The 22072-nt window shown below is 70.3% G+C and carries 21 protein-coding genes and 1 pseudogene; 12 read left to right on the top strand and 10 right to left on the bottom strand.

Features of this window, described 5'->3' with window-relative positions:
* Positions 1–2 precede the first annotated feature (2 nt).
* Positions 3–1178 (bottom strand): PP2C family protein-serine/threonine phosphatase, encoded by a 1176-nt coding sequence (locus ACIRP7_RS20735; protein ID WP_403661321.1) that lies wholly within the window; start codon positions 1176–1178, stop codon positions 3–5.
* 186 nt (positions 1179–1364) lie between these two features.
* Between ACIRP7_RS20735 and ACIRP7_RS20730 the strand changes: the two genes are divergently transcribed.
* Positions 1365–1799 (top strand): MarR family transcriptional regulator, encoded by a 435-nt coding sequence (locus ACIRP7_RS20730; protein WP_403661318.1) that lies wholly within the window; start codon positions 1365–1367, stop codon positions 1797–1799.
* A gap of 283 nt (positions 1800–2082) precedes the next feature.
* Here the strand turns inward: ACIRP7_RS20730 and ACIRP7_RS20725 are convergent, their stop codons facing one another.
* The 4 genes from ACIRP7_RS20725 to ACIRP7_RS20710 all read right to left on the bottom strand — a co-directional run bounded on the left by ACIRP7_RS20725 (position 2083) and on the right by ACIRP7_RS20710 (position 7523).
* A complete protein-coding gene (locus ACIRP7_RS20725) occupies positions 2083–3189 on the bottom strand; it encodes a hypothetical protein (protein ID WP_403661315.1) in 1107 nt (368 codons plus the stop codon).
* Positions 3190–3191: 2 nt separating this feature from the next.
* Entirely contained in the window at positions 3192–4259 is a 1068-nt protein-coding gene (locus ACIRP7_RS20720; protein ID WP_403661312.1) for a hypothetical protein, read from the bottom strand.
* 267 nt (positions 4260–4526) lie between these two features.
* Positions 4527–6839, bottom strand: coding sequence for an FdhF/YdeP family oxidoreductase (locus ACIRP7_RS20715; RefSeq protein WP_403661309.1), 2313 nt, complete (start codon positions 6837–6839; stop codon positions 4527–4529).
* Positions 6840–6902: 63 nt separating this feature from the next.
* A complete protein-coding gene (locus ACIRP7_RS20710; RefSeq protein WP_403661306.1) occupies positions 6903–7523 on the bottom strand; it encodes an SRPBCC family protein in 621 nt (206 codons plus the stop codon).
* A gap of 216 nt (positions 7524–7739) precedes the next feature.
* On the opposite strand from ACIRP7_RS20710, the gene ACIRP7_RS20705 reads away from it, so the two are divergent.
* From ACIRP7_RS20705 to ACIRP7_RS20680, 6 genes and pseudogenes are all read left to right on the top strand, one after another.
* Complete coding sequence (locus ACIRP7_RS20705; RefSeq protein ID WP_403661303.1) at positions 7740–7898, top strand: hypothetical protein; 159 nt, start codon at positions 7740–7742, stop codon at positions 7896–7898.
* Positions 7895–7984, top strand: coding sequence for a K(+)-transporting ATPase subunit F (gene kdpF, locus ACIRP7_RS20700; RefSeq protein ID WP_016434100.1), 90 nt, complete (start codon positions 7895–7897; stop codon positions 7982–7984). The genes ACIRP7_RS20705 and kdpF overlap by 4 nt, the downstream gene beginning before the upstream one ends.
* Before the next feature lie 8 nt (positions 7985–7992).
* Complete coding sequence (kdpA, locus tag ACIRP7_RS20695) at positions 7993–9693, top strand: potassium-transporting ATPase subunit KdpA (RefSeq protein WP_403661300.1); 1701 nt, start codon at positions 7993–7995, stop codon at positions 9691–9693.
* Positions 9694–9731: 38 nt separating this feature from the next.
* The gene (kdpB, locus tag ACIRP7_RS20690; RefSeq protein WP_403661297.1) at positions 9732–11831 is read left to right on the top strand and encodes a potassium-transporting ATPase subunit KdpB; all 2100 of its coding nucleotides are present in this window, start codon (positions 9732–9734) and stop codon (positions 11829–11831) included.
* Between the two features lie 5 nt (positions 11832–11836).
* Positions 11837–12469: a potassium-transporting ATPase subunit C gene (locus tag ACIRP7_RS20685; RefSeq protein ID WP_403661294.1), complete on the top strand. Its 633-nt coding sequence runs from the start codon at positions 11837–11839 to the stop codon at positions 12467–12469.
* A gap of 10 nt (positions 12470–12479) precedes the next feature.
* Positions 12480–12657: pseudogene (locus tag ACIRP7_RS20680) on the top strand (DNA-binding response regulator); the annotation flags it as partial.
* A gap of 119 nt (positions 12658–12776) precedes the next feature.
* On the opposite strand, the gene ACIRP7_RS20675 reads toward ACIRP7_RS20680, so the two are convergent.
* Positions 12777–13694 (bottom strand): NAD(P)-dependent oxidoreductase, encoded by a 918-nt coding sequence (locus ACIRP7_RS20675; RefSeq protein WP_403661291.1) that lies wholly within the window; start codon positions 13692–13694, stop codon positions 12777–12779.
* Positions 13695–13826: 132 nt separating this feature from the next.
* On the opposite strand from ACIRP7_RS20675, the gene ACIRP7_RS20670 reads away from it, so the two are divergent.
* Complete coding sequence (locus ACIRP7_RS20670; protein WP_403661289.1) at positions 13827–14423, top strand: TetR/AcrR family transcriptional regulator; 597 nt, start codon at positions 13827–13829, stop codon at positions 14421–14423.
* A 34-nt stretch (positions 14424–14457) separates the two neighbouring features.
* On the opposite strand, the gene ACIRP7_RS20665 is transcribed toward ACIRP7_RS20670, so the two are convergent.
* Both ACIRP7_RS20665 and ACIRP7_RS20660 read right to left on the bottom strand, forming a co-directional pair.
* On the bottom strand, positions 14458–15006 hold the full coding sequence (locus ACIRP7_RS20665; RefSeq protein ID WP_403661287.1) for a GNAT family N-acetyltransferase: 549 nt from the start codon (positions 15004–15006) through the stop codon (positions 14458–14460).
* Entirely contained in the window at positions 14999–15580 is a 582-nt protein-coding gene (locus tag ACIRP7_RS20660; protein WP_403661753.1) for a TetR/AcrR family transcriptional regulator, read from the bottom strand. The genes ACIRP7_RS20665 and ACIRP7_RS20660 overlap by 8 nt, the downstream gene beginning before the upstream one ends.
* 113 nt (positions 15581–15693) lie before the next feature.
* On the opposite strand from ACIRP7_RS20660, the gene ACIRP7_RS20655 reads away from it, so the two are divergent.
* The 4 genes from ACIRP7_RS20655 (at position 15694) to ACIRP7_RS20640 (ending at position 18743) form a co-directional block, all read left to right on the top strand.
* A complete protein-coding gene (locus tag ACIRP7_RS20655; RefSeq protein ID WP_403661284.1) occupies positions 15694–16716 on the top strand; it encodes an NADP-dependent oxidoreductase in 1023 nt (340 codons plus the stop codon).
* Positions 16717–16816: 100 nt separating this feature from the next.
* Entirely contained in the window at positions 16817–17059 is a 243-nt protein-coding gene (locus tag ACIRP7_RS20650; protein ID WP_403661281.1) for a DUF5302 domain-containing protein, read from the top strand.
* A 160-nt stretch (positions 17060–17219) separates the two neighbouring features.
* Complete coding sequence (locus ACIRP7_RS20645; protein WP_403661278.1) at positions 17220–18098, top strand: LLM class flavin-dependent oxidoreductase; 879 nt, start codon at positions 17220–17222, stop codon at positions 18096–18098.
* Between the two features lie 87 nt (positions 18099–18185).
* On the top strand, positions 18186–18743 hold the full coding sequence (locus tag ACIRP7_RS20640; RefSeq protein WP_403661275.1) for a hypothetical protein: 558 nt from the start codon (positions 18186–18188) through the stop codon (positions 18741–18743).
* A gap of 46 nt (positions 18744–18789) precedes the next feature.
* Here ACIRP7_RS20640 and ACIRP7_RS20635 read toward each other — a convergent pair whose 3' ends face one another.
* The gene (locus tag ACIRP7_RS20635; protein ID WP_403661272.1) at positions 18790–21444 is read right to left on the bottom strand and encodes a glycosyl hydrolase; all 2655 of its coding nucleotides are present in this window, start codon (positions 21442–21444) and stop codon (positions 18790–18792) included.
* A 153-nt stretch (positions 21445–21597) separates the two neighbouring features.
* Positions 21598–22023, bottom strand: coding sequence for a MerR family transcriptional regulator (locus ACIRP7_RS20630; protein ID WP_403661269.1), 426 nt, complete (start codon positions 22021–22023; stop codon positions 21598–21600).
* Positions 22024–22072 lie beyond the last annotated feature (49 nt).

The following is a 22072-nucleotide window of genomic DNA, read 5'->3' as shown; positions in this document are numbered from 1 at the left end:
GGTCAGCCGGACTGCTGTGGCCTGCCGTGCCAGTCCAGACACACGATCAGCGCGTCGTCGTCCGGCATGGCTTCACCGCGGTGGCCGGTCAGCTCCCGCAGGACGGCGCGCGGCACCTCGGCGGCGGGCAGCAGGCGCGTGGAGTGGATGGCCCGGGCGAGAGCCGCTTCCCCGTACGCCTCGCCCCTCGGGGAGGCCACGGCATCGACGCCGTCGCTGACGAAGACGAGCCGGTCGCCGGGCTCCGCGTGGAAGTCCTGCGCGAGGTAGTCGGTCTCCTCGAACATGCCCAGCGGGAGCTGGGCGTCGAAGGCGACCCGTTCCACGGTGCCGCCACGCAGCCGCAGCAGCTGGGGGGAGCCGGCGTCCACGACACTCGCCCGGCCGGTGGCCAGGTCGAAGTCGAGCATCAGGACCGACAGATAGCAGCGCCCCCGGTAGTGGGCGTAGACGGCCTGGTCGGCCAGGGCCGCCTGGTCGGCGATGGACAGCCCGGCGCGCCGGGCGTTGCGCAGCGCGTTGATGGCCAGGTTCGTCAGCAGGGACGCCTCTATGCCCTCGCCCATGCCGTTGGTGACGTACAGCGTCAGCCGGTCGGCGGTGGCAGACCAGTCGAAGTTGTCGCCGAAGATGGCGTAGGCCGGCTCCAGCTGCGCACCCAATTCGTACTCGGGGCGGGAGCAGGCGCGGCCGGGCAGCAACTGCCACTGCATCTCGGCGGCCAGCGTCAGCCGGTCCTTGCGCCGCGCCTGGAGGTACACGTCGGTGTCGCGCTCCGCCACGACCACCTCGTGCCCCAGTACGTCGGCGATGTCGGCCAGCTCCGACTCCCACCGCTGCGTGGCGTCGCTGTCGGACAGGGTGACGGACAGCACGCCGAGCCGGTCGCCGCGCACACTGACCGGCAGATGCAGACGGGTTCGTCCGCTCCGCCCTTCCTCCCGGTACGGCTTCTGCGAACCGAAGGCCCGCCCGGCCGGAGTGTTGTGCACGGACACCGGCTCCAGCGTGTGCGGCAGGACCGACACCGGCTGGAGCACGGTCAGGCTGTAGTCGGCCATGAACAGCTCGACGTCCTCCGCGCCGTACTGCTCGATCAGTACGGCGCGGATGGCGTCGAGCAACTCGTGGGGGGCCGCTGTGCGCAGAGCGCGTTCAACGGCCAAAAATCTCTTCATGATGACAAAACACCTGTTCCTTCGCCGGACGACGTACGGGTCTCACTCACGAGGCCGGCTCGCTTCCACCGTCCCGGTCCTGTGCGGTCGGCGCGCGCCTAGTACGCTGACAGGCACCCCGGTGCCTGCGAGAGTGTGATCGTGACTGCCTTCCGTCGCCGCTCAGAGCCTGATGAGGTCGCACGCGTGACCACCACGGCCGCCGAGCTGCTGGAGGTCGTGTGGGGCCGGGCCTCGACCTCGCCCACCTCCGCGTCGCAGCTGCGGGTGCTGCACATCCTCGAGCACCACGACGGCATCAACCTGCGCACCCTCGCCGAGTGCCTCGCCTCGACCCCGCCGTCCACCAGCCGGCTCTGCGACCGGCTGGTGGCGGCCGGGTTCGTCGAGCGGATCGTGAGCGAGGAGAACAGGCGTGAGGTGCGGCTGCATCTCAGCGGCCGGGGCCGCGCCTTCCTCGGCGACCTGCGCGCCCGCAGGGAGAGGGAGTTGCAGACCGTGCTGGCGGACATGCCCGCCGCGAAGCGGGTCGCGCTGCTGGAAGGGCTGGAGGCGTTCTGTTCCGCCGCGGCGACGCAGATACACGACGACCCGGCGGAGTCCGGCCACCGGACCGCCTGAACCGAAGAGCGCGCCGACGGCACCTTTGTCACCTCTCGACATGGGTGACCAGCACACGGAGTGGTCTCCGTCCACCGGAGCATTCCAGGTCCTTCCCCGTACGTCCGACACGGCTACTGTGTTGCGTCCCGGCTTTTGTTGTCAAACGGCAACAGTGCGCGGGTGGCTTCCTTACGGGAGCTCGGGTACCCCGCCGCGGCGAGTTCTTCGGCGCGTGTGCGCTATGTCTCTCGAACGAGGGAAGCCGGGCATGCCCGGAGCCATGTGGGGAAGGAGCTTCTGCTCAGCCGAACCGCAGTGTCCGCGGGGCGAAGGTGCCCTCGGGGCCGTCGGCGCGACCGACCGACCACACCGTGTCGGTGCCTGGCACCGGCGCCAGCCGCAGTGTCCGGGAGTCTCCCTCGCCGGCCACCGCCGGTTCGTCGTACTCGGTGAAGGACCGACCGTTCCAGGCGAGGAAGTCCGGCCCGGAGACCAGCGGCGGAGAGCCCGGCGGGCCCCACTTCTGCGAGCGGGCCACCGCGACCCAGGCCAGCTCGCCCGAGGCGGAGGCCGCCAGCGAACTGATCGAGCCGAAATCGGTGGGCACGCTCACCCGGCTCCACGTCTGTCCGTCGAAGCGGAGCAGCAGCGGCGGAATCGGCCGTCCCGGCGGACCGCCGATGAACCCGGCCGTGCCGCCCGCCCACACCTCGGTCGGGGAGACCGCCAGCACACTGCCCACGGCCGACCGCGGGGACGCGTCCACGATCGTCTGCTGCCACGCCTGCCCGTCCCAGTGGGACACGGCCGCACCCGAGTCGGTGGCGCCCGCGGCCCAGACGTCGTCGGCGGCCTTGATGTGCAGGCCGTATACCGCTCCCGGTGGTACGGGCACGTCCAGCCAGCCGTCCTCGTCCCGGCGCAGCAGTGCCTGGGCGCCGCCGCGCGAACCGATCAGCCAGGTCTCACCGCCGCCGCCGACGACCTGGGTCGGCACGACACCGGGCGGGGGCCGGCTCTCGGACCAGGCGGTGCCGTCGAAGCGGAGCAGACGGCCGCCGCCCGCCGCGTCCCGGCCCACCGCCCAGACCGCGGCCGGGGAGGTCGCGGCGACGGACAGCAACTCACCCTGCCAGCCCGCCCCGGGCAGGCTCTGGCGGTGCCATTCGGTTCCGTCCCAGCGCAGCACCAGCGGGAAGCCCGGCGCCTCGCGACCGACGGCGTCGGCGCCCACCGCCCAGGCCAGGTCCGGGCCGAGTGCCACGGCCTCGTTCAGCGCGGCCTGGGGGCGGACCTGGGCCGGGACCGGAACGTGCAGCGAGGACAGGGGTTCCGCCGCGGCCGAGCTCATCACGGCGATGAGGGTCATGGCGACGGCGAGGGCCGCGACGAGAAGTCTGCGTGCCATGGTCAGCCTCCCAGCCGCTCACTCATCAGATTCGGTTTCGAGCCGTAGATCTCGACGGTGCCGAAGGACAGCAAGGCCGCCCCCGCCCTGGCCAGCGCACGTGGTTTGACGTCGATCGCGTTCGTGCGCTCCGGGCCGTAGGAGAAGGTGGTGCGGGGGCCGTCGACGCGCGCGTACTTCGACTGGAACGCGCGGTCGCTGCGCACCGGCAGCCACAGCGCGCCGTCCGGGCCGCGCACCATGGCCTCGGTGGAGGTGTCGCCCAGCGGCGGGTAGGTGGTGCGCCAGGCGTGCCCGTCGAAGGACATCAGGTAGGTGCGGCCCACGCCGTCGGTGTACCGGCTGCCGCCGATCGTGATCCGGCCGGACGGTTCGAGCAGCAGGGTGTGCACGTTGCTGTTCGGCGGCAGCGGTACCTTCGCGTCCCGCCATGCCGTGCCGTCCCAGTGCAGGACAGTCGTCCCGTTGCTGGTGTCCGCCCAGGCCCAGGCGTCCGTGGCGGTACGCGCGGTGATCCCCATCAGGTACAGCACGCCGTCCGGGGTGGCCTGCGTGGTCCAGCGGGAACCGTCGTAGTGCAGCACCTTCAGTCCGGTGTCGTCCTCACCGACCACCCAGGCGGCCCCCGGTACGGCGGTGAAGTCCTGGTAGGTCCACAGCGTCTGCGGCAGCGGGACGGTACTCCAGCCTCCCGCCGACCGGCGCAGGATCTCGCCCTCGCCCGCGCGGTTGTGGAGGATCCACACGTCCGTGCCGACGAACTGCACCTTGCCGAGCCAGCCCGGCTCACCGGCACCGGGGAAGGAGGTGTCCCGGCTCCACGCCGTGCCGTCCCAGCGGTACAGCATCGGCCGCAGGCCGTCGGCGGCCTGCTCGTACCCGGTCGCCCACGCCTCGCGCGGCCCGCGGGCGGCGAGGTCGGACACCGTCACGGGCGGGGCCGCCGCCGGCACCGGCAGCGCCGACCAGCTCGGCGTCACGCCCTTGGCAGGCGTCACGGCCGCGGCCGGCGACACCACCGCGGCACACGCGATCACCAGGCAGACGACGACCGCACGGAGACCGTTCACGAGACCTCCCAGAACGCGCAGGCCGCACAGGTTATTGGCCGTCACGCCCCGTGGACAGTCGGCATTCGGCCGATCGTGGCCCGTGGGAACACAGACCCTGCGCCCGCCTCACTGCCCGCCCCGCCTTACTACGCCGTGGTGTTCACCGCCGTGCGGACCGCCGGCGACAAAGGCTAAGAGGACGCTGACGAGCGGTTGTTCGAACTGGCCGCCGAGCAGCCGGGATTCCTCGGTGTCGGTCGCTTCCCGTCCTTTTCGGCGTGCTCCTCAGGCGGAAGCCGGAGTAGCCCGGTCGGACGTGGGTTCCAGGCGGACGACGAGTCCCTTCGACGTGGGCTGGTTGCTGATGTCGGCGACGCTGTCCAGCGGCACCAGGACGTTGGTCTCGGGGTAGTAGGCGGCGGCGGAGCCCGGTGCGGTGGGGTAGGGGACGACCTCGAAGTCCCGGGCGCGGCGCTCGGTGCCGTCCGCCCCGACGCTCACCAGGTCGACGTGGTCTCCCTGGGCCAGGCCGAGTCCGGAGAGGTCGGCCGGGTTGACGAGTACGACGTGGCGGCTGCCGTGGATGCCGCGGTAGCGGTCGTCGAGCGTGTAGGGGACGGTGTTCCACTGGTCGTGCGAGCGCAGGGTCTGCAACAGCAGGTGACCCTCGGGCGCCTTGGGGACCACCCGCTCGTTGCGGGTGAACAGGGCCTTGCCGACCGCGGTGTTGAACACGCCCTCGTTGACGGGGTTGGGCAGCTGGAAGCCACCGGGCCGCGTCACGCGCGCGTTGAAGTCGTGGAAGCCCGGCACGATGCGGGAGATGCGGTCACGGATCGTGCCGTAGTCCCCTTCGAACCGGTCCCAGGGGATGTCCGGTTTGCCGCCGAGGGTGCGGCGGGCGAGCCGGCACAGGATCGCGACCTCGCTGAGCAGCAGGTGAGAAGCGGGCTCGAGACGCCCCTGGGAGGTGTGCACCTCGCTCATGGAGTTCTCCACCGTGACGAACTGCTCGCCGTCGGCCTGGACGTCTCGTTCGGTGCGGCCGAGCGTGGGCAGGATCAGCGCCGTGTCACCGCAGACGGTGTGGGACCGGTTCAGCTTGGTGGAGATGTGGGCGGTCAGCTGGCACGAACGCATCGCGTCCTCGGTGACCTCGCTGTCGGGAGCGGCACGCACGAAGTTGCCGGCCAGGGCGAGGAAGACCTTGACGCGTCCCTCGCGCATCGCCTTGATCGCGTTGACCGAGTCGAGCCCGTGCGGGCGCGGCGGGTCGAAGCCGAACTCCTTCTGGAGGGCGTCGAGGAACGAGTCCGGCATCTGTTCCCAGATGCCCATGGTGCGGTCGCCCTGGACGTTGCTGTGCCCGCGCACCGGGCAGACACCGGTACCGGCCCGCCCCAGGTTGCCGCGGAGCATCATGAAGTTGACGATCTCCCGGATGGTGGGCACACCGTGCTTGTGCTGGGTGATGCCCATCGCCCAGCACACGATGACGCGTTCGCTGCGCAGGACCTCGTCGCGGACCTTCTCGATCTCCTCGCGGGTCAGGCCGGTCGCCGCGCGCACGTCCTCCCAGTCGACGGCGCGCGCGTGCTGGGCGAACTCCTCGAAGCCGGAGGTGTGCGCGTCGATGAAGTCGTGGTCCAGGACGGTGCCGGGCCGGGCGTCCTCGGCTTCCAGCAGCAGCAGGTTGAGGGCCTGGAAGAGGGCGAGGTCGCCGCCGGGCTTGATGTGCAGGAAGCGGTCGGCGATCTGGGTGCCGCGTCCGATGACCCCGCGTGGCTTCTGCGGGTTCTTGAAGCGCCGTAGCCCCGCCTCGGGCAGCGGGTTGACCGCCACGATGCGGGCGCCGTTGCGCTTGGCCTCCTCCAGGGCGGACAGCTGGCGCGGGTGGTTGGTGCCGGGGTTCTGTCCGACCAGGAAGATCAGGTCGGCGTGGTGGAGGTCGTCGAGACTGACGGTGCCCTTGCCGGTGCCCAGCGTCTCGCTCAGGGCGAAGCCGCTGGACTCGTGGCACATGTTGCTGCAGTCGGGCAGGTTGTTGGTGCCGAAGGCGCGGGCGAAGAGCTGGAGGACGAAGGCGGCCTCGTTGCTGGCCCGGCCCGAGGTGTAGAAGACGGCCTGGTCGGGGGAGGAGAGCGCGGTGAGTTCCTCCGCGAGCACGCCCAGGGCGTCGTTCCAGCTGAGGGGCTCGTAGTGGTCGGAGCCCGGTCGCTTGATCATCGGCTCGGTGAGCCGGCCCTGCTGGTTGAGCCACATGTCGGAGCGGCCGGCGAGGTCGGAGACGCTGTGCTCACGGAAGAAGTCGGCGGTGATCCGGCGTTTCGTGGCCTCGTCGTTGATGTGCTTGGCGCCGTTCTCGCAGTACTCGTTGCGATGGCGCCGGCCCGGGGCCGGATCCGCCCAGGCGCAGCCGGGACAGTCGATCCCGCCCACCTGGTTCATGGTCAGCAGGTCCACCCCGGTCTTGCGCGGGGACGTCTGCTCCAGGGAGTACTCCAGCGCGTGCACGACCGCGGGGACCCCGGCCGCCCACTTCTTCGGCGGTGTCACGGAGAGGGTGGTCTCCGGCTCGTCGTCGGGCGGGTTCTGCATCGCATCGCCTTTCTCTTGCCGCGACTCGCTGGCCGCTGGGTCCTGCCGCGTCCGGTACGAGGGTCAGCCGACGGGCCACTGGGCCACTCGGCTCCTCGGCGGTTCCGGGTGGTCGTGCTGTACTCGGCCGTTGCGGATGGTGCCGCGCCAGGCCCCGCCCTCCTGCCCCAGCCCCTCCATGAACAGCTTGAAGTTCTGGAGCTCGCGGCGCACCAGCCGGGTGATCACCTGGGTGACCCTGGAAGAGCCGGTGAGCCGTTTCGCGGTGCCGCGTGGCTCCAGCAGCATCCGGACGGTGATGGCCGTGCCGCCCGACTCCGTCGGCCGGAACTCGACCTCGCCCTGGTGGGAGGGGCGCTGCTCCAGGCCGCGCCAGGCCAGGTAGGCGTCGGGGTCCTGCTCCACGATCTCCACCGCGAAGCGACGGCGCAGCGGCCCGTAGCCGATGGTCCAGGTGGTCACGGTGGGCCTGGCCTGTTCCACACCGTGCACCACGTTCGAGAACCGGGGGAACGTCTTGAACTGGGTCCACTGGTTGTACGCCGTCCGCACCGGCACCGCGACCTCTACGGTCTCCTCGACGTGCCGCCTCCGCAGCGGCCGCCGGCGCGTGACGCCGTCGGCGTCGGTGCGCATCCCCGGTGTGTTCGGGACGGCCTGCTGGGAGTCGTGTTCACGCGCCATCCTGGCCTCTCCTCCGATGAGCGAGCCGGGGCGTCGCACCCGGCCCCCTTCGTGCGTCAGGGCTTCTCTACCGGTTCCCACATCGCGGTTTTCGAGTCGCTCCAATGCGCCGGCTTCCAGGCGTGGTGGGCTCGACTCCCGGGGCTGGTTCCAGCCGTTCTCGGCGTAAGAGTCCCGTCAAGGCGGCGGGGGCCGGCGTAAGGGAGCCGTCAACGGGTGACCGCATCCGGTGACGTGCGGGGTTTGCTCTCCCTGTCCGTTTTTCTTCCGAACCTCTTCCAGGAGTTCGTGATGGCCGATCTGGCCTTCGTCGTCACCACGGTCGCGGTCTTCGCGCTGGTGGCCCTCGTCGCCAAGGGGGTGACGAGGCTGTGACCGCCGAGAACATCGTCGGCCTGGTGGTGGCCGTCGCCCTGCTGGGCTATCTCGTCCTCGCCCTGATCTTCCCCGAGAGGTTCTGAACCAGCACATGGGTCCCGTACTCGCCGGCGTCCTCCAGCTGCTGGCCCTCATAGGGGCGCTGGCGCTCGCCCACATCCCCCTCGGCACCTACATGGCCCGGGTCTACTCCGCCGACCGGCACTGGCGCATCGAGAAGTGGATCTACAAGTCCATCGGCGCCGATCCCGACACGCAGATGCGCTGGCCCGCCTACCTGCGCGGTGTCCTCGCCTTCTCGGCCGTGTCGGTCCTCTTCCTCTACCTCATCCAGCGGCTCCAGGGCGTGCTGCCGCTGTCGCTCGGCTTCAAGGCCGTCAACCCGGACCAGGCGTTCAACACCGCGGTCTCCTTCGTGACCAACACCGACTGGCAGTCGTACTACGGCGAACAGGCCATGGGCCACATCGTGCAGACCGCCGGTCTGGCCGTGCAGAACTTCGTCTCGGCGGCCGTCGGCATGGCCGTCGCCGTGGCGCTGGTGCGCGGGTTCGCGTTCTCCCGCTCCCGGCTTCGCCCGAGCGGAGGGACCACCGTCCGCACCGGTGAGCTGGGCAACTTCTGGTCGGACATGGTGCGCGGTGTCACCCGCGTCCTGCTGCCGGGCGCGTTCCTCGCGGCGATCGTGCTGGTCGCCTGCGGCGTGATCCAGAACTTCGCCGGAATCCACGAGGTGGGCCAGTTCATGGGCGGCTCGCAGCAGTGGAACGGCGGCGCCGTCGCCTCGCAGGAGGCCATCAAGGAACTCGGCACCAACGGTGGCGGCTACTTCAACGGCAACTCGGCGCACCCGTTCGAGAATCCGACGCCCTTCACCAACCTCTTCGAGATCTTCCTGCTGCTGGTGATTCCGTTCTCCCTGACCCGCACCTTCGGGCTGATGGTCGGCTCGGTCAAGCAGGGCTACGCGATCCTCGCGACCATGGCCGTCATCTGGGTGGGCTTCGTCGCCCTGATGATGTGGACCGAATTCGCCCACCACGGACCGGCGTTGCAGATCGCCGGTGGGGCGTTGGAGGGCAAGGAGGTCAGGTTCGGCGTCGGTTCCTCCTCGATCTTCGCGGTGTCCACGACCCTGACGTCGACAGGTGCCGTGGACTCGTTCCACTCGTCCTTCACGGGGCTCGGCGGCGGCATCACCATGCTGGGCATGATGCTGGGCGAGATCGCGCCCGGCGGTACCGGCTCCGGGCTCTACGGCATGCTGGTCATGGCCGTCATCGCGGTCTTCATCGCCGGCCTGATGGTCGGCCGTACGCCCGAGTATCTGGGCAAGAAGATCGGCACCCGCGAGATCAAGCTGGCCGCCTGCTACATCCTCGTCACCCCCGCGCTGGTGCTCGTCTTCACCGCCGCCGCGATGGCGCTGCCCACGCCGGGCAACTCGATGGCCAACACCGGGGCGCACGGCTTCTCCGAGATCCTCTACGCCTACACGTCCGCCGCCAACAACAACGGCTCGGCCTTCGCCGGACTGAACGCGGACACGCAGTGGTTCAACACCACCCTGGGCCTGGCCATGGTCCTCGGCCGCTTCCTGCCCATGGTGTTCGTGCTGGCGCTGGCCGGCTCGCTCGCGGATCAGCAGCCGGTGCCGGCGACGGCGGGCACCCTGCGCACCGAAAAGCCGCTGTTCACCGGGTTGTTGGTGGGCGCGATCCTCATCATCACCGGTCTGACGTACTTCCCGGCGCTCGCGCTTGGCCCGCTGGCCGAGGGGCTGGCGTCATGAGCACTCCTGCGGGGACCGCTCGCAACGAAAGCGAAGAGATGTCCACAGCCACTCCCACCCGAGTACCGCACAGCGACGTACCCACCGGGCGCCGTTCTCCCGAGGGCCGGGTCGGCGCGGGCCTCTTCGACCCCGGGCAGCTGCTGACGTCGCTGCCGGACGCCTTCCGCAAGCTCGACCCAAGGGTGATGGTCAAGTCGCCCGTGATGTTCGTGGTGTGGATCGGCTCCGCCCTGACGACCGTCTTCTCCTTCGAGGACCCCGGCGACTGGTTCGGCTGGACCATCAGCGCCTGGCTGTGGCTGACGGTCCTGTTCGCCAACCTGGCGGAGGCGGTCGCCGAGGGCCGGGGCAAGGCGCAGGCCGACACCCTGCGCAAGGCCAAGACCGACACCGTCGCCAGGCGTCTGGCGGGTGACCGTGAGGAGCACGTCCCCGGCACCGGTCTGGGGATCGGGGACCTGGTCGTCTGCGAGGCAGGCGACATCATTCCCGGCGACGGTGACGTCGTCGAGGGAGTCGCGTCGGTCGACGAGTCGGCGATCACCGGAGAGTCGGCACCCGTCATCCGGGAGTCGGGCGGCGACCGCTCGGCGGTCACCGGCGGCACCAAGGTCCTCTCCGACCGGATCGTCATCAGGATCACGACGAAGCCGGGCGAGACCTTCATCGACCGGATGATCAACCTGGTCGAGGGCGCGGCCCGGCAGAAGACGCCCAACGAGATCGCCCTGAACATCCTGCTGGCCTCGCTGACGATTGTCTTCCTGCTGGCCGTGGCCACGCTGCCGCCGCTCGCCGACTATGCGGGCACCCACCTCACGATGGTCGTGCTGGTCGCCCTGCTCGTCTGCCTCATCCCCACGACGATCGGCGCGCTGCTCTCCGCGATCGGTATCGCGGGCATGGACCGGCTCGTCCAGCGCAACGTCCTGGCGATGTCCGGCCGGGCGGTCGAGGCCGCCGGTGACGTCTCCACACTGCTGCTCGACAAGACCGGCACCATCACCCTCGGCAACCGGCAAGCGGCACAGTTCCTGCCGGTGCGGGGTGCCGGCGAGGCCGAGCTCGCCGACGCGGCCCAACTGTCGTCGCTGGCCGACGAGACGCCGGAGGGCCGCTCCGTCGTCGTACTGGCGAAAGAGAGGTACGGGCTGCGTGAGCGCCACCGGGGCGAACTCGCCGGCGCCGAGTGGATCGCCTTCACCGCGCAGACCCGCATGTCCGGCGTGGACGTCGACGGCAGGAGCGTGCGCAAGGGCGCGGCCGGTTCGGTCATCGCCTGGGTCGAGGAGCGGGGCGGCGCGGTCGCCGAGGACGCCGGGACCCTCTCCGACCGGATCTCCGAGGCCGGCGGCACTCCGCTGCTGGTGGCCGTCGAGGACGATCGGGGGGCCCGCGTCCTCGGGGTGGTCCACCTGAAGGACGTGGTCAAGGAGGGCATGCGGGAGCGGTTCGAGGAACTGCGCCGCATGGGCATCAGGACCGTCATGATCACTGGTGACAATCAGCTGACGGCCAAGGCGATCGCCGAGGAGGCGGGCGTCGACGACTTCCTCGCCGAGGCCACTCCCGAGGACAAGATGGCCCTCATCAAGCGGGAACAGGCGGGCGGCAAGCTCGTCGCGATGACCGGTGACGGCACCAACGACGCCCCGGCCCTGGCCCAGGCGGACGTCGGCGTCGCGATGAACACCGGTACGTCGGCCGCCAAGGAGGCCGGCAACATGGTCGACCTCGACTCCGACCCGACCAAGCTGATCGAGATCGTCGAGATCGGCAAGCAACTCCTCATCACGCGGGGCGCGTTGACCACGTTCTCCATCGCCAACGACGTCGCGAAGTACTTCGCGATCATTCCGGCGCTGTTCGCGGCGGTTTACCCCGGCCTGGACAAGCTCAACATCATGGGCCTGTCCTCGCCGGACTCCGCGATCCTGTCCGCCGTCGTCTTCAACGCGCTGATCATCATCGCGCTGGTGCCGCTCTCCCTGAAGGGCGTGCAGTACCGGCCGGTGAGCGCGGACAAGCTGCTGCGGCGCAACCTCGGGATCTACGGCCTCGGCGGGCTGATCGCGCCCTTCGTCGGCATCAAGATCATCGACCTGCTCGTCTCGCTCATCCCCGGGATCGCGTGAAGGACATGAACAGCTCCTTTGTGAACACCGCCCGTCTGCTCGGCGCGGGCCTGCGGGCACTGCTGGTGTTGACCGTGCTCACAGGCATCCTCTATCCGCTGGCCGTCACAGGTGTGGCCCAGGCGTTCTTCCCCACCGCGGCCAACGGCTCCGAGACCAGGGCGGACGGCAAGGTCGTCGGCTCCTCCCTCATCGGTCAACAGGGCTACAGCCTGGACTACTTCCAGTCCCGGCCGGCCAACGGACTGGGAAAGAACTCGGTCAACACGCAGTACGCGTTGATCCTGTCCGGCGCCACCAACCGCTCCGCCGACAACCCCGAACTCGTCACGTGGGTGAAGGAGGCCAAGGCCGGAGTCGCCAAGGACAACTCCACCGCCGACTACAAGGTCAAGCCGTCCCAGGTGCCTGCCGACGCGGTCACCTCCTCCGGCTCCGGCCTCGACCCGGACATCTCCCCGGCGTACGCGCAGCTCCAGGTCCACCGGGTCGCCGAGCGCAACGGCCTGTCCGTCGCACAGGTCGAGAAGCTGGTCGAGGACCACACCGACGGCCGCACGCTCGGCTTCATCGGAGAGCCCCGGGTCAACGTCCTCGAACTCAACATCGCCGTCAGGAAACTGGTGGGGAAGACCTGACGCGGGGCTGATGGTGGAGGACGACCCGCAGCTCGTACGGGGTCCTCGTCATCACTCTTCAGGCACGCCGGTACGGAGTCGACACGGCCCCGACGGCGCCACCGCGCTCAGCCCGGCTGCCCGAGGTGGCACTGCTCGGCCTCGGGCTGGCCGATATGGACGGCGTCGATGTCATCAAGGGGCTGCGGGCCGGGCCCGGGCGCCGATGCTCCAAGCGGCCGTTCATCCACGGCGCGCAGCGGGCGGCGTTCTGCTGGGCCCCGGAGGCATGGTCGGTCTCGGCTTCGGGGAGGACCTGCGCGGCGGGTCATGGCCGCCCCGCGGGGTCCTCCAGGCCTCGTACGGGTGCGGGTGTGCCGTCGCTGCGGGTCTCCAGGGCGTGCAGGACGGCCACCATGTCCTCGTCGCCGTGGCCCTGTGCGACGGCCTCGCCGTACAGGGCGTGGCAGGCGTCGAGCAGCGGGGAGGCCAGACCGGCCTTGCGGGCGGCCTCGGCGATCAGCCGGTTGTTCTCCAGGACGTTGGTGGCGGCGGCCTGCACGGTGAAGTCGCGGGTCAGCAACTTGGGCCCCTTCACCCGTGAGACGGCACTGGCCATCGGTCCCGCGTCCAGGACGTCCCGGAGCAGGTGCTGGTCGAGTCCGTGCCGGTCGGCGAAGTGGAACGCCTCGGCCAGCCCGGTGACGAGGGTGATCAGGAACAGGTTCACCGAGAACTTCATCAGCAGCGCGCCAGGGACCGCACCGCAGTCGAACGTCTCCCGGCACATGGCGGCCAGCAGCGGGCGTACGGCGGCGACGGCGTCTTCGTCCCCCGCCGTCATCCCCACCAGTTCACCCTGCTCGGCGGGAATGCGGGAGCCGGAGACCGGAGCCTCGACATACCTTCCGCCCGCCGCCCGGACGGCATCGTGCAGACCGGCCGAGTACTCGGCCGAGGTCGTGCCCATGTGGACGACGGTCCGTCCGGCCACGCAAGGGGCGAAGGCCGGGGTACCGCGCCCCAGCACGGCGTCCACGGCGGCCTCGTCGGCCAGCATGAGGAACACGGTCCCGGCCCGGGCGAAGACCTCGGCCGGGCTCCCGGCGACCTCCGCTCCGGCGGAGCGCAGGGCCTCGCTCCGGCCGGGGGTGCGGTTCCACACCACGAGAGGCGTCCCGGCCCGCGCGAGGTTGGAGGCCATGGGCTGCCCCATGGTTCCGAGGCCGATGAATCCCACGTACACAAGGCACCGCCTTGTCCGGCTCACGCCGAAGCCGAGCCGTTGCCGCACGCTATGACAGCGGTCATAGTAAGCGCAGCTATGACGGCGGTCATAGAGTGAACCCCCAACAGAATCCGGACGTGGAGGTCGGCGATGGCGGTGTCCGAGAGGGGAGCTCGGGAGCGGATGGTCTTCAGCGCGGCCCAGCTCATCCGGCGCGACGGGGTCGCGGCCACCGGCATGCGCGAGGTCGCCGCTCACGCCGGTGCGCCGCGCGGTTCGCTCCAGCACTACTTCCCCGGCGGCAAGGAGCAACTGGTCAACGAGGCGGTGGGGTGGGCCGGCCGATACGCGGGCAACCGGGTCTCACGTTTCCTCGCCGCCCTGCCCGAGCCGACACCGAGCGGGCTGTTCGCCGCGATGGTGCGCCAGTGGACCGAAGAGTACGAGGGTGCCGGGTTCGCGGGCGGCTGTCCGGTCGCCGCCGCCACGGTGGACTGGGCGGAGTCCACCGCGTCCACGCGGGCGGCGGTGGCGGAGGCGTTCGCGACCTGGACCGGTCCGGTGGCCCGGGCGCTGGCCGACATGGGCGTACCGGAGGAACGCACGGGAGCGCTGGCCACTCTCATGGTCAGCGCGCTGGAAGGAGCGATTCTCATGGCCCGGGCGGAGCGGGACACGCGTCCGCTGACGACCGTGGCCCGCGAACTCGGCCCCCTCCTCGACGCCGCGGTGAGCCGGGAGCGCTGACCGGTTCTGCTACGGCGGGAAGGAGCACAACTCCCTACGCCGACGGCGTCACCGGAGCCCACATGCCCATCCACTGTTCGGCGTCCCACTTCACGAACCGTCGCACCTCGACGAAGCCCAGCTTTGCCGCCAGCCGCATCGAGCGGGCGTTGGCGGTCTGGGTGTAGAGCACGACCGGCACCCCGGGAAGGGCGTCCGCGAACCAGTCGAGTGCCGCTGCGCATGCCTCGGCAGCGTACCCGCGCCCCCATGCCCGAGGAAGGAACAGATAGCCGATCTCGGCCTCCCCGGCGTCCGGCCGGACCTGACCCCGACGCTCCGCGTCGCGCCGGCTGACCTCGACGGTTCCGATCATCGCTCCGTCGAGCTCGATCACGAAATGGCCGGGGCGCTGTCCGGGCGTCTCGGGCACCGAGCGCTCGAGCTCATCGCGCGGTTGAGGGCCGCCGAGGTAGGTGTGCACCTCCGCTGAGGAGAGCAGCTCGACGAACGCCGGACGGTCCCTGGCCTCGGACGCGCGGAGCACCAGCCGCTCCGTTCTGATCGGGGCAACTGGCCAGGAGACAAGGGTGAGTTCAGTCATGGCGGGCAACGTGTCGTGCGTTGCTCACCGGGTTCGTCAGGAGGGCGCTCGTGACCACCTCGAAGAGGTGTTCTGCGCGGGCGGCGAGCGAGGGCTGATCGCTGAGCCAGGCCAGTGACCCGGCCAGCGCGAACAGGTCGGTGCCGTCGATGTCGCCTCGTGCCAGACCCTGCGCCTGGGCGCGGGTGAGGAGGCGTGTGCCGGCGGCGCGCATCGCGACGCACGAGGCGTGCAGCGCGGACTCCGGGTCCTCGATGGCCGTCACCATCAGCTCCACGACGCCGCGGTAGTTGTGCGCGCAGGCGACGAAGTCGCGCAGCCACGACATCAGCGCGTCGTCGGGCTCCCTCGACGTCTCGAGGACGCCCGCCTTGACCGCCAGTTCGTCGAAGTTCGTGCGCAGCAGCGCTTCGAGCAGTGCCTCGCGAGTGGGGAAGTGGCGGATCAGCGTGGCGAGTCCCACGCCCGCCCTGCGGGCGATGTCCCGCAGCGATGCGTCGACGCCCTGCTCGGTGATGACGGCGCCCGCAACGGCGAGCAGGTGGTCGTGGTTCTTCCTGGCGTCGGCTCGCATCTGCCTCACTTGACTATCCGGATCAGCGATCCATATATTCGGATCAGTGGTCCGGATATATGGACCACTGATCCGGACAAGCGTATCCCGCCGCACGACCAGAGGAGAAAACGATGCCGACACGCACGATGAAGGCGATCCGTCTGCACGAGTTCGGCGGCCCCGAGGTGCTGCGCCACGAGGAGGTGGCGGTCCCCGAAGCGGGTCCCGGCGAGGTGCTCGTGCGCGTACACGCGATAGGCCTCAACCCTCCTGACTGGTACGCGCGCGGAGGAATGCCCGACGTACCTCCCGAGCTCAAGCCCCCGTTCGATCTCCCCCTGATTCCGGGGACCGACGTCTCGGGCGTCGTGGAAGCCGTCGCCCCCGACGTCAACGGCTTCGTGGTCGGAGAAGAGGTGATCGGTCTTCTGCGCTTCCCCGCCGCACTCCAGGGCGGCGCCTACGCCGAGTACGTCACCGCCCCGGCGTCCGACCTCGCGCGCAAACCGGCTTCCGTCGACCACGTGCACGCCGCCGGTCTGCCCATGTCGGGGCTGACGGCGTGGCAGTTCCTGATCGAGCTCGGGCACGACCACCCCTCGCCGTTCCAAGCGGCCCGGCACCGCCCGATGCGGCTCGACAGCGAGACCACGGTGCTCGTCAACGGCGCTGCCGGTGGCGTGGGGCATCTCGCTCTCCAACTGGCCAAGTGGAAGGGAGCCCGCGTCATCGCCGTGGCGTCCGGCGCCCACGAGACGTTCCTGCGCGAACTCGGCGCCGACGAGTTCATCGACTACACCAAGGACCGGCCGGAAGAAGTCGCCCGTGGCGTCGATCTCGTCCTGGACGCCGTCGGGGGCCCCGGCAGCAGGCGCTTCCTGCACACCCTCAGGCGCGGCGGGGCCCTCTATCCGGTGTACTTCGGAGAGTTCGACGAAGACGAGAACAAGAAGCTTGGCGTCACCGTCACGGCCACCCAGGTCCGCTCGAACGGGCCGCAGCTCGCCGAACTGGGGCGCCTGGTCGACGCGGGCACGGTCCGCGTCGCGATCGACAGCACGTTCCCGCTCGCGGACGCCCGGGCGGCGCACGAACGCGCCGCCCGGGGACACATCCAGGGCAAGATCGTGCTTACGGTCCCAGAGAACTCCTGACGAGAGGGCTCCCGGCGGCCGGGCGGACGGATACCGGCGCCACGTGGTGCGCCCGGCATGACAAGCTGTGCTTCCCACTGCCCGAACCCAGGAGGTCACGATGACCGAAGAAGCTGCATCACCAGAAGGTTCGGAGCCGGCTGAGCCCGAGACGTCAGCGCTCGCGCCCGACAGCGACGGCAACTACGACCTCAAGCGCAAGTTCCGCGAGGCATTGGCACGCAAGCGCGGTGCCCAGGCGGAGGCCGCCGACGCTGCCACCAACCCCAACGCGTCGAAGATCCGCGGGGCACACGGCCCGGCGTCGAGCCAGCGGTCGTTCCGGCGCAAGAGCGGGGGCTGAGTCGGAGCGGTAACGGAATGCGGGCGGGGCGCTCGATGTCTCTGCGACCGCCTCCGGGCACCTCACGCCCTGCCGTCGGCTGAGGTGCCCGGAGCGTGTTCGAAGGCCCCGGCCCGATACACCGTTGATCGATGTGTCAGCGCCACATAGGTTCCGGCGTATGACGAACGTACGGATCGGTGTGATGTACGACCGCGACTGGGCCCCCGAGGGGCTGCCCGAATTCGCTCGGCAGGCCGAGGCACTTGGCGTGGACGACGTATGGGTGGTCGAGGACCTCGGGTGGAACGGCGGGGTGTCGGCGGCGGCCGTGGCCCTGGGAGCCACGGAACGCATCAGGGTCGGCATCGGCATCGCCCCCGCCCCGTTGCGCAGCCCGGCGCTCCTGGCGATGGAACTCGCCACGCTGGCAAGGCTGTTCCCCGGACGGCTGGTGGCCGGGATCGGGCACGGGGTGCAGGAGTGGATGGCCCAGGTGGGCGCCGCGGCAGGCTCGCCGCTGGCCCTGCTGGAGGAGACGATCACCTCGGTACGCGCGCTGCTGCGCGGCGAGCGGGTGGAGCTGGCAGGCCGTGAAGTCCACCTGGACGGAGTCCAGTTGACGCACCCGCCGGCCGAGGTCCCGCCCGTGGTCGCGGGTGTGGTGCGCTCCCGTTCCCTGGAACTGTCCGGGCGGGTCGCGGACGGCACCGTCATCGCGGAGGGGCACGGCCCGCAGGACCTGGAGAACGCCCGCGCGTCGACCGCCAAGGGCGGTGCCGCGTCCGACCACACCCTGACGGTCTTCGCCTTCGCCTGCGTCGGTGACGACCCCGACGAGGTGGCCCGGACCCTGCACCCGCACATCGAGGGCCACGGCGCCTGGCTCGGTCGCCCGCCGCACGAGGTGTTCACCGTCTCGGGCCCCGCCCCGCAGGCCGCCGAGCACATCCGCGAGCTGGCGACGGCCGGTGCCGACACGGTCGTACTGCGGATCACCGGCCCGGATCCGCTGCGGCAGCTGAAGGCCGTACTGGAGGCGGCCGGGCAGCAGAGCTGAGGAGCAGTGGTGAACCCACCGCGGTGAGGCATGCTGGAACCCGGTGGACCCGGGCCGGGAGGTGCGCAGATGCGACGAGGATGGGCCGTGGGGTGGGTGATCGCGGGGATGGTCGTCCTGATGGCGTGCGGCGGTTCGTCCGGCGGGCCGTCCGGGAGCGGCTCCGCGACGCCGTCGACGGGGGCGCCGACGTCCGAGTCCGGGGCGCCGCGCACGACCCCCGCCGCGAGCCCCTCTGTGTCACCGACCGCGAGCCCGACCGGACGGAGTCCGTCCGCGTCGGCCTCCGCACCCTCCTCGCCGAAGACCTGTGCCACCGGGCACGTGGACGTCACCGTGTCCCCTGACGATCCGCCCCGGCAGCAGGTGTGTGTACGGCCCGGGACCACCGTGTCGCTCGTCCTGCGGCCGCGCACGGACGGCAAGCGGTGGACCGCCGTACGCAGCTCCGCGCGGGTCTTCGTCCTGCCGTCCGGCTGGCAGCTGGACGCGGACGGCACCGCGAGGGCCTCGCTGCGGTGCGCGGGCACCCGGGGTGGCGCCGCCGACATCACGGCCCTGGCGAAGGAACCGGATCTGGCGGGCACGGGCAGCGTGGCCTTCACGCTGCAGGTGAACGTGGTGCCGCACACGACGGCGGGGTGACCCCGGAAACCGGGATCACCCCTTCACCGAGACGCCGATCCGTTCCTCAGTCGCAGTCCCGCACCTGGATCGTGTAGATGCCGCGGCCGTGCGTGGCCGCGTACAGCGTGCGCCCGTCGGGGCTCAGTTTCACCTGGAGCACGGCGACGGCCGGCAGCGAGCCGACACGCTGCCAGCTCGAGCGGCCGGGCGCGCGATAGACGACGCCGAGGTCGGTGCCGACGGCGAGGCCGCCGTTCGGGGTAACGACCGCGGAGTCGGCCGGCACGTCGGGGAAGTTCTTCGAGATGTCCTTCCACGTGGTGCCGCCGTCCTTGGACTCGAAGACGTGGCCGACGCCGGCCCCCGGCCCCTCGGTCCACTGCCGGGAGAACCCGTTGACCGTGAGGTAGACGTGGTCGGCGTTCTTCGGGTCAACGGCGAAGCCGCTGAGGTAGCGGTTGGGTACGGTACCGTCCGCGCCGGTGGCCGGCAGGGCGATGTCGTGCCAGCCGGTGCCGTCGGCGTTCCCGACGGCGATGCCGCGGGCGAAGCCCTGGTTGTTGCAGGGGCCGCACCAGGCCGCGTACACCTTGCCGCCCGAGGCGGCGACGGCGGTCGCGGTGTGGCCTTCGCCGAGGTCGTAGACGCTCTTCCACTCGTCGCCGCTGCGGATGGCGTAACCGTGGGTCTGCACCCAGACATGGCGGCCGCCGGCGATCCACGTCGAGCTGTTCTTCGCGTCGGCCGCGAGCGGGGCGATGAAGCGTGCCTCACCGGTGGCGTTGTCGGCCGGAGCGACGCCGTACGACGTGGCCTTGCTCGGGTCGGTGATCCAACTGCCGTCGTTCACGGCGCAGTTCTGCGTCACCTGAACGGCGAGGTAGACGTACTCCTCGGCGATGTTGCAGCCGTTGGCGGGGTCGGTGAGGGTGGCGCCGCCGTCGCCGCCGAAGTTGGAGCCCATCACCTTGTCGTTGCTGCGCAGGACGGACTGGCCGTTGTCCTGCAGGCCGCCGGTGACGGAGACGCCGCCGTGGTCCAGGTCCTTGCCGACACCGACCGAGTAGTACTGGAGGGTGTCGATGGTGCCGTCGTTGAGCGAGGTCCAGTCGGTGGCGTGCCCGGAGGAGTCCTGGGAGCCGTTGACGGGGCGCTTGTAGACGCCGCCGTCGTTGCCGACGTACACGAAGCTCTTGCCGTGGTAGCGGCCGATCGCGACACCGTGCTGGTCGGAGTGGGTGGTCGGGTTGCAGTCACCGGTCTGCTTGGCCGGGTCGATGCTCCAGCAGGAGAAACCGAAGTTCCAGTACGGCCCGACGGTCGACCAGCTGCTGCCGCCGTCCTTGGTCTCGTAGACCTCCTCCAGACCCGCGTACACGTGCTCGGGGTCGGCCGGGTCGACGGTGAGGAACTGGTTGTACCAGGCCTGCACGCCCGGCATGTAGCCCGGGGAGGTCAGTGCCGAGCCCGCGGCGGCCAGGCCCTGGTAGTCGGCGATCTTCGTCCAAGGCCCGCTCGGAGAGCCCGACTTGGAGACGTAGATGCCCTTGAGACCGCTGTCCGGATTGGTGTTCAGCTGCTCCGGCGACTGGTCGATGGCGTAGTACCGTGAGCCGTCGGCGGAGCGGGCGAAGGTGACGCTGCCGACGTCGTCCGCGTCGGTCGGCAGGTCGCCGAAGCCGCTGCTGATCCTGGTCCAGGTGCCGTTCGCCCTGGTGTAGAAGCCGTTGTAGTCGTCACCGCTGCGCCAGCCGACCGCGAGCACCACCTTGGAGGGGTGCTTCGGGTCGATCGCGATGTCGTTGGTGATGTTCTTGTACGGGGCGCTGGGATCGTCGGCCTTCGAACCGCCGGGTAGGTAGTCGGGGTTGGGCGCGTACTCCAGCTTCCAGGCACCGCCGAGCTTCTTCGCGGAGTGGCTCCACACGCCCTCGTTGGTCGCCGCCCACACCTTTCCCCCGCCGAAACGCAGCTGGTGGACGGTGGTGGACTCCAGTTCCTTGCCGCCGACCCGGCTGCGCGTGGAGAACGTGCCGTGGTGCGGGTCGGACAGGACGTAGACGCCACTGCCGAGGTAGGCGTCCGCGTTGGTGGTCGCCTCGCCGGTGCCCAGCCACAGCCGTCCGCCGCCGTCGAGCGCGAGCGCGCCCGTGGACTGTGCGGGAAGCCGGTCGCTGATCGGCTTCCAGTGCCCGCCGCCGCCTCGGGAACGCCACACGCCACCGCCTGCGCTGCCCGCGTACACATAGCCGTCGTTGTCGGCGGCCATGGCGGCCATCCGACCGGTGACATTGCCCGAGCCGCCGCTGGAGTTGGAGTCGATGTCGCGGTAGCGCGGGTCGTCGGAGTTGTACGGCAGGTCGGTGACATTGCGCCAACTGCCGCCGGTGCTGGGCAGTTTGGTGAGGCTGCTCCATGCGGCCCCGTACGCTCCCGGGGCGACGATGCCCGGCGAGGTGCGGGCCTCGGCGTACTGGTCCGCACCCTCGGCTATCTCGTCGGCCTCATTGCCGTCGTCGCCGTCGTCCTCCTTGACCTTGGGGCTCATAGCGCCCACCGACTGCGCGCGCTCAGCGGCGAGTTGGGCGAGTGTCCGGGCTCCGAAGGGGCTGCTGCCATGTGTGCCGGGCGCGGCGCTCGCGGGTATCGCGACGAGTCCGGCGGTTGCGGTGATGGCGCAGGTCGTGAGCCATCGTCTTCTACGAGTTGGTGCTGACACCAGGTCCTCCCAAGCGGGCGGTGATACAGCCGTCGCTGGAGACCCGACCACGAGGGGGAGGCACCATCCGGAGGTTTGGTCAAGCCTTGACCGGAACCTGCCACTGACGTACCCGAAGCGTGAAGGAACGTTCCGCGGACGAGGTGCGGGGGGTCATGACGTTGCCGACACCGCCGACGGGGAGTTCGGTGTTCCATGAGGGCTGCCGGGCTCCGGAGCTCGGCATTTTCCGACCTCGGTCAGGTACTCGCTCATCGCGTCACGATTGCGGGTGAGGACGTCGATCCGCTCGGTGAGCCGGTCCCGCTCGGCGGCCAGCATGGCCAGCATCTCCGGTGTCGCGTCGGGAAAGTGGATGGATCGAGGTTTGTCCAGGCACGGAAGGATCTGCTTGATGATGCGCGTGGGGAGCCCCGCGTCCAGCAGGCCGCGGATCTGGTTGACCCGGTCCACATAGCGGTCGTCGTACTCCCGGTACCCGTTCGCGCCCCGGTCCGGGACGATCAGTCCCTGCTCCTCGTAGTAGCGAAGCAGCCGGCGGGAGGCACCCGTCCGTCGTGACAGTTCACCGATCCTCACACCGCCGAAGCTACTCGGCACAGGCCGACTTGACCATCACATCTATGTG

The organism is Streptomyces sp. NPDC102270 (genome assembly GCF_044766405.1).
GTDB lineage: Bacteria > Actinomycetota > Actinomycetes > Streptomycetales > Streptomycetaceae > Streptomyces.
This window is presented reverse-complemented; position numbering and strand designations above follow the sequence as displayed.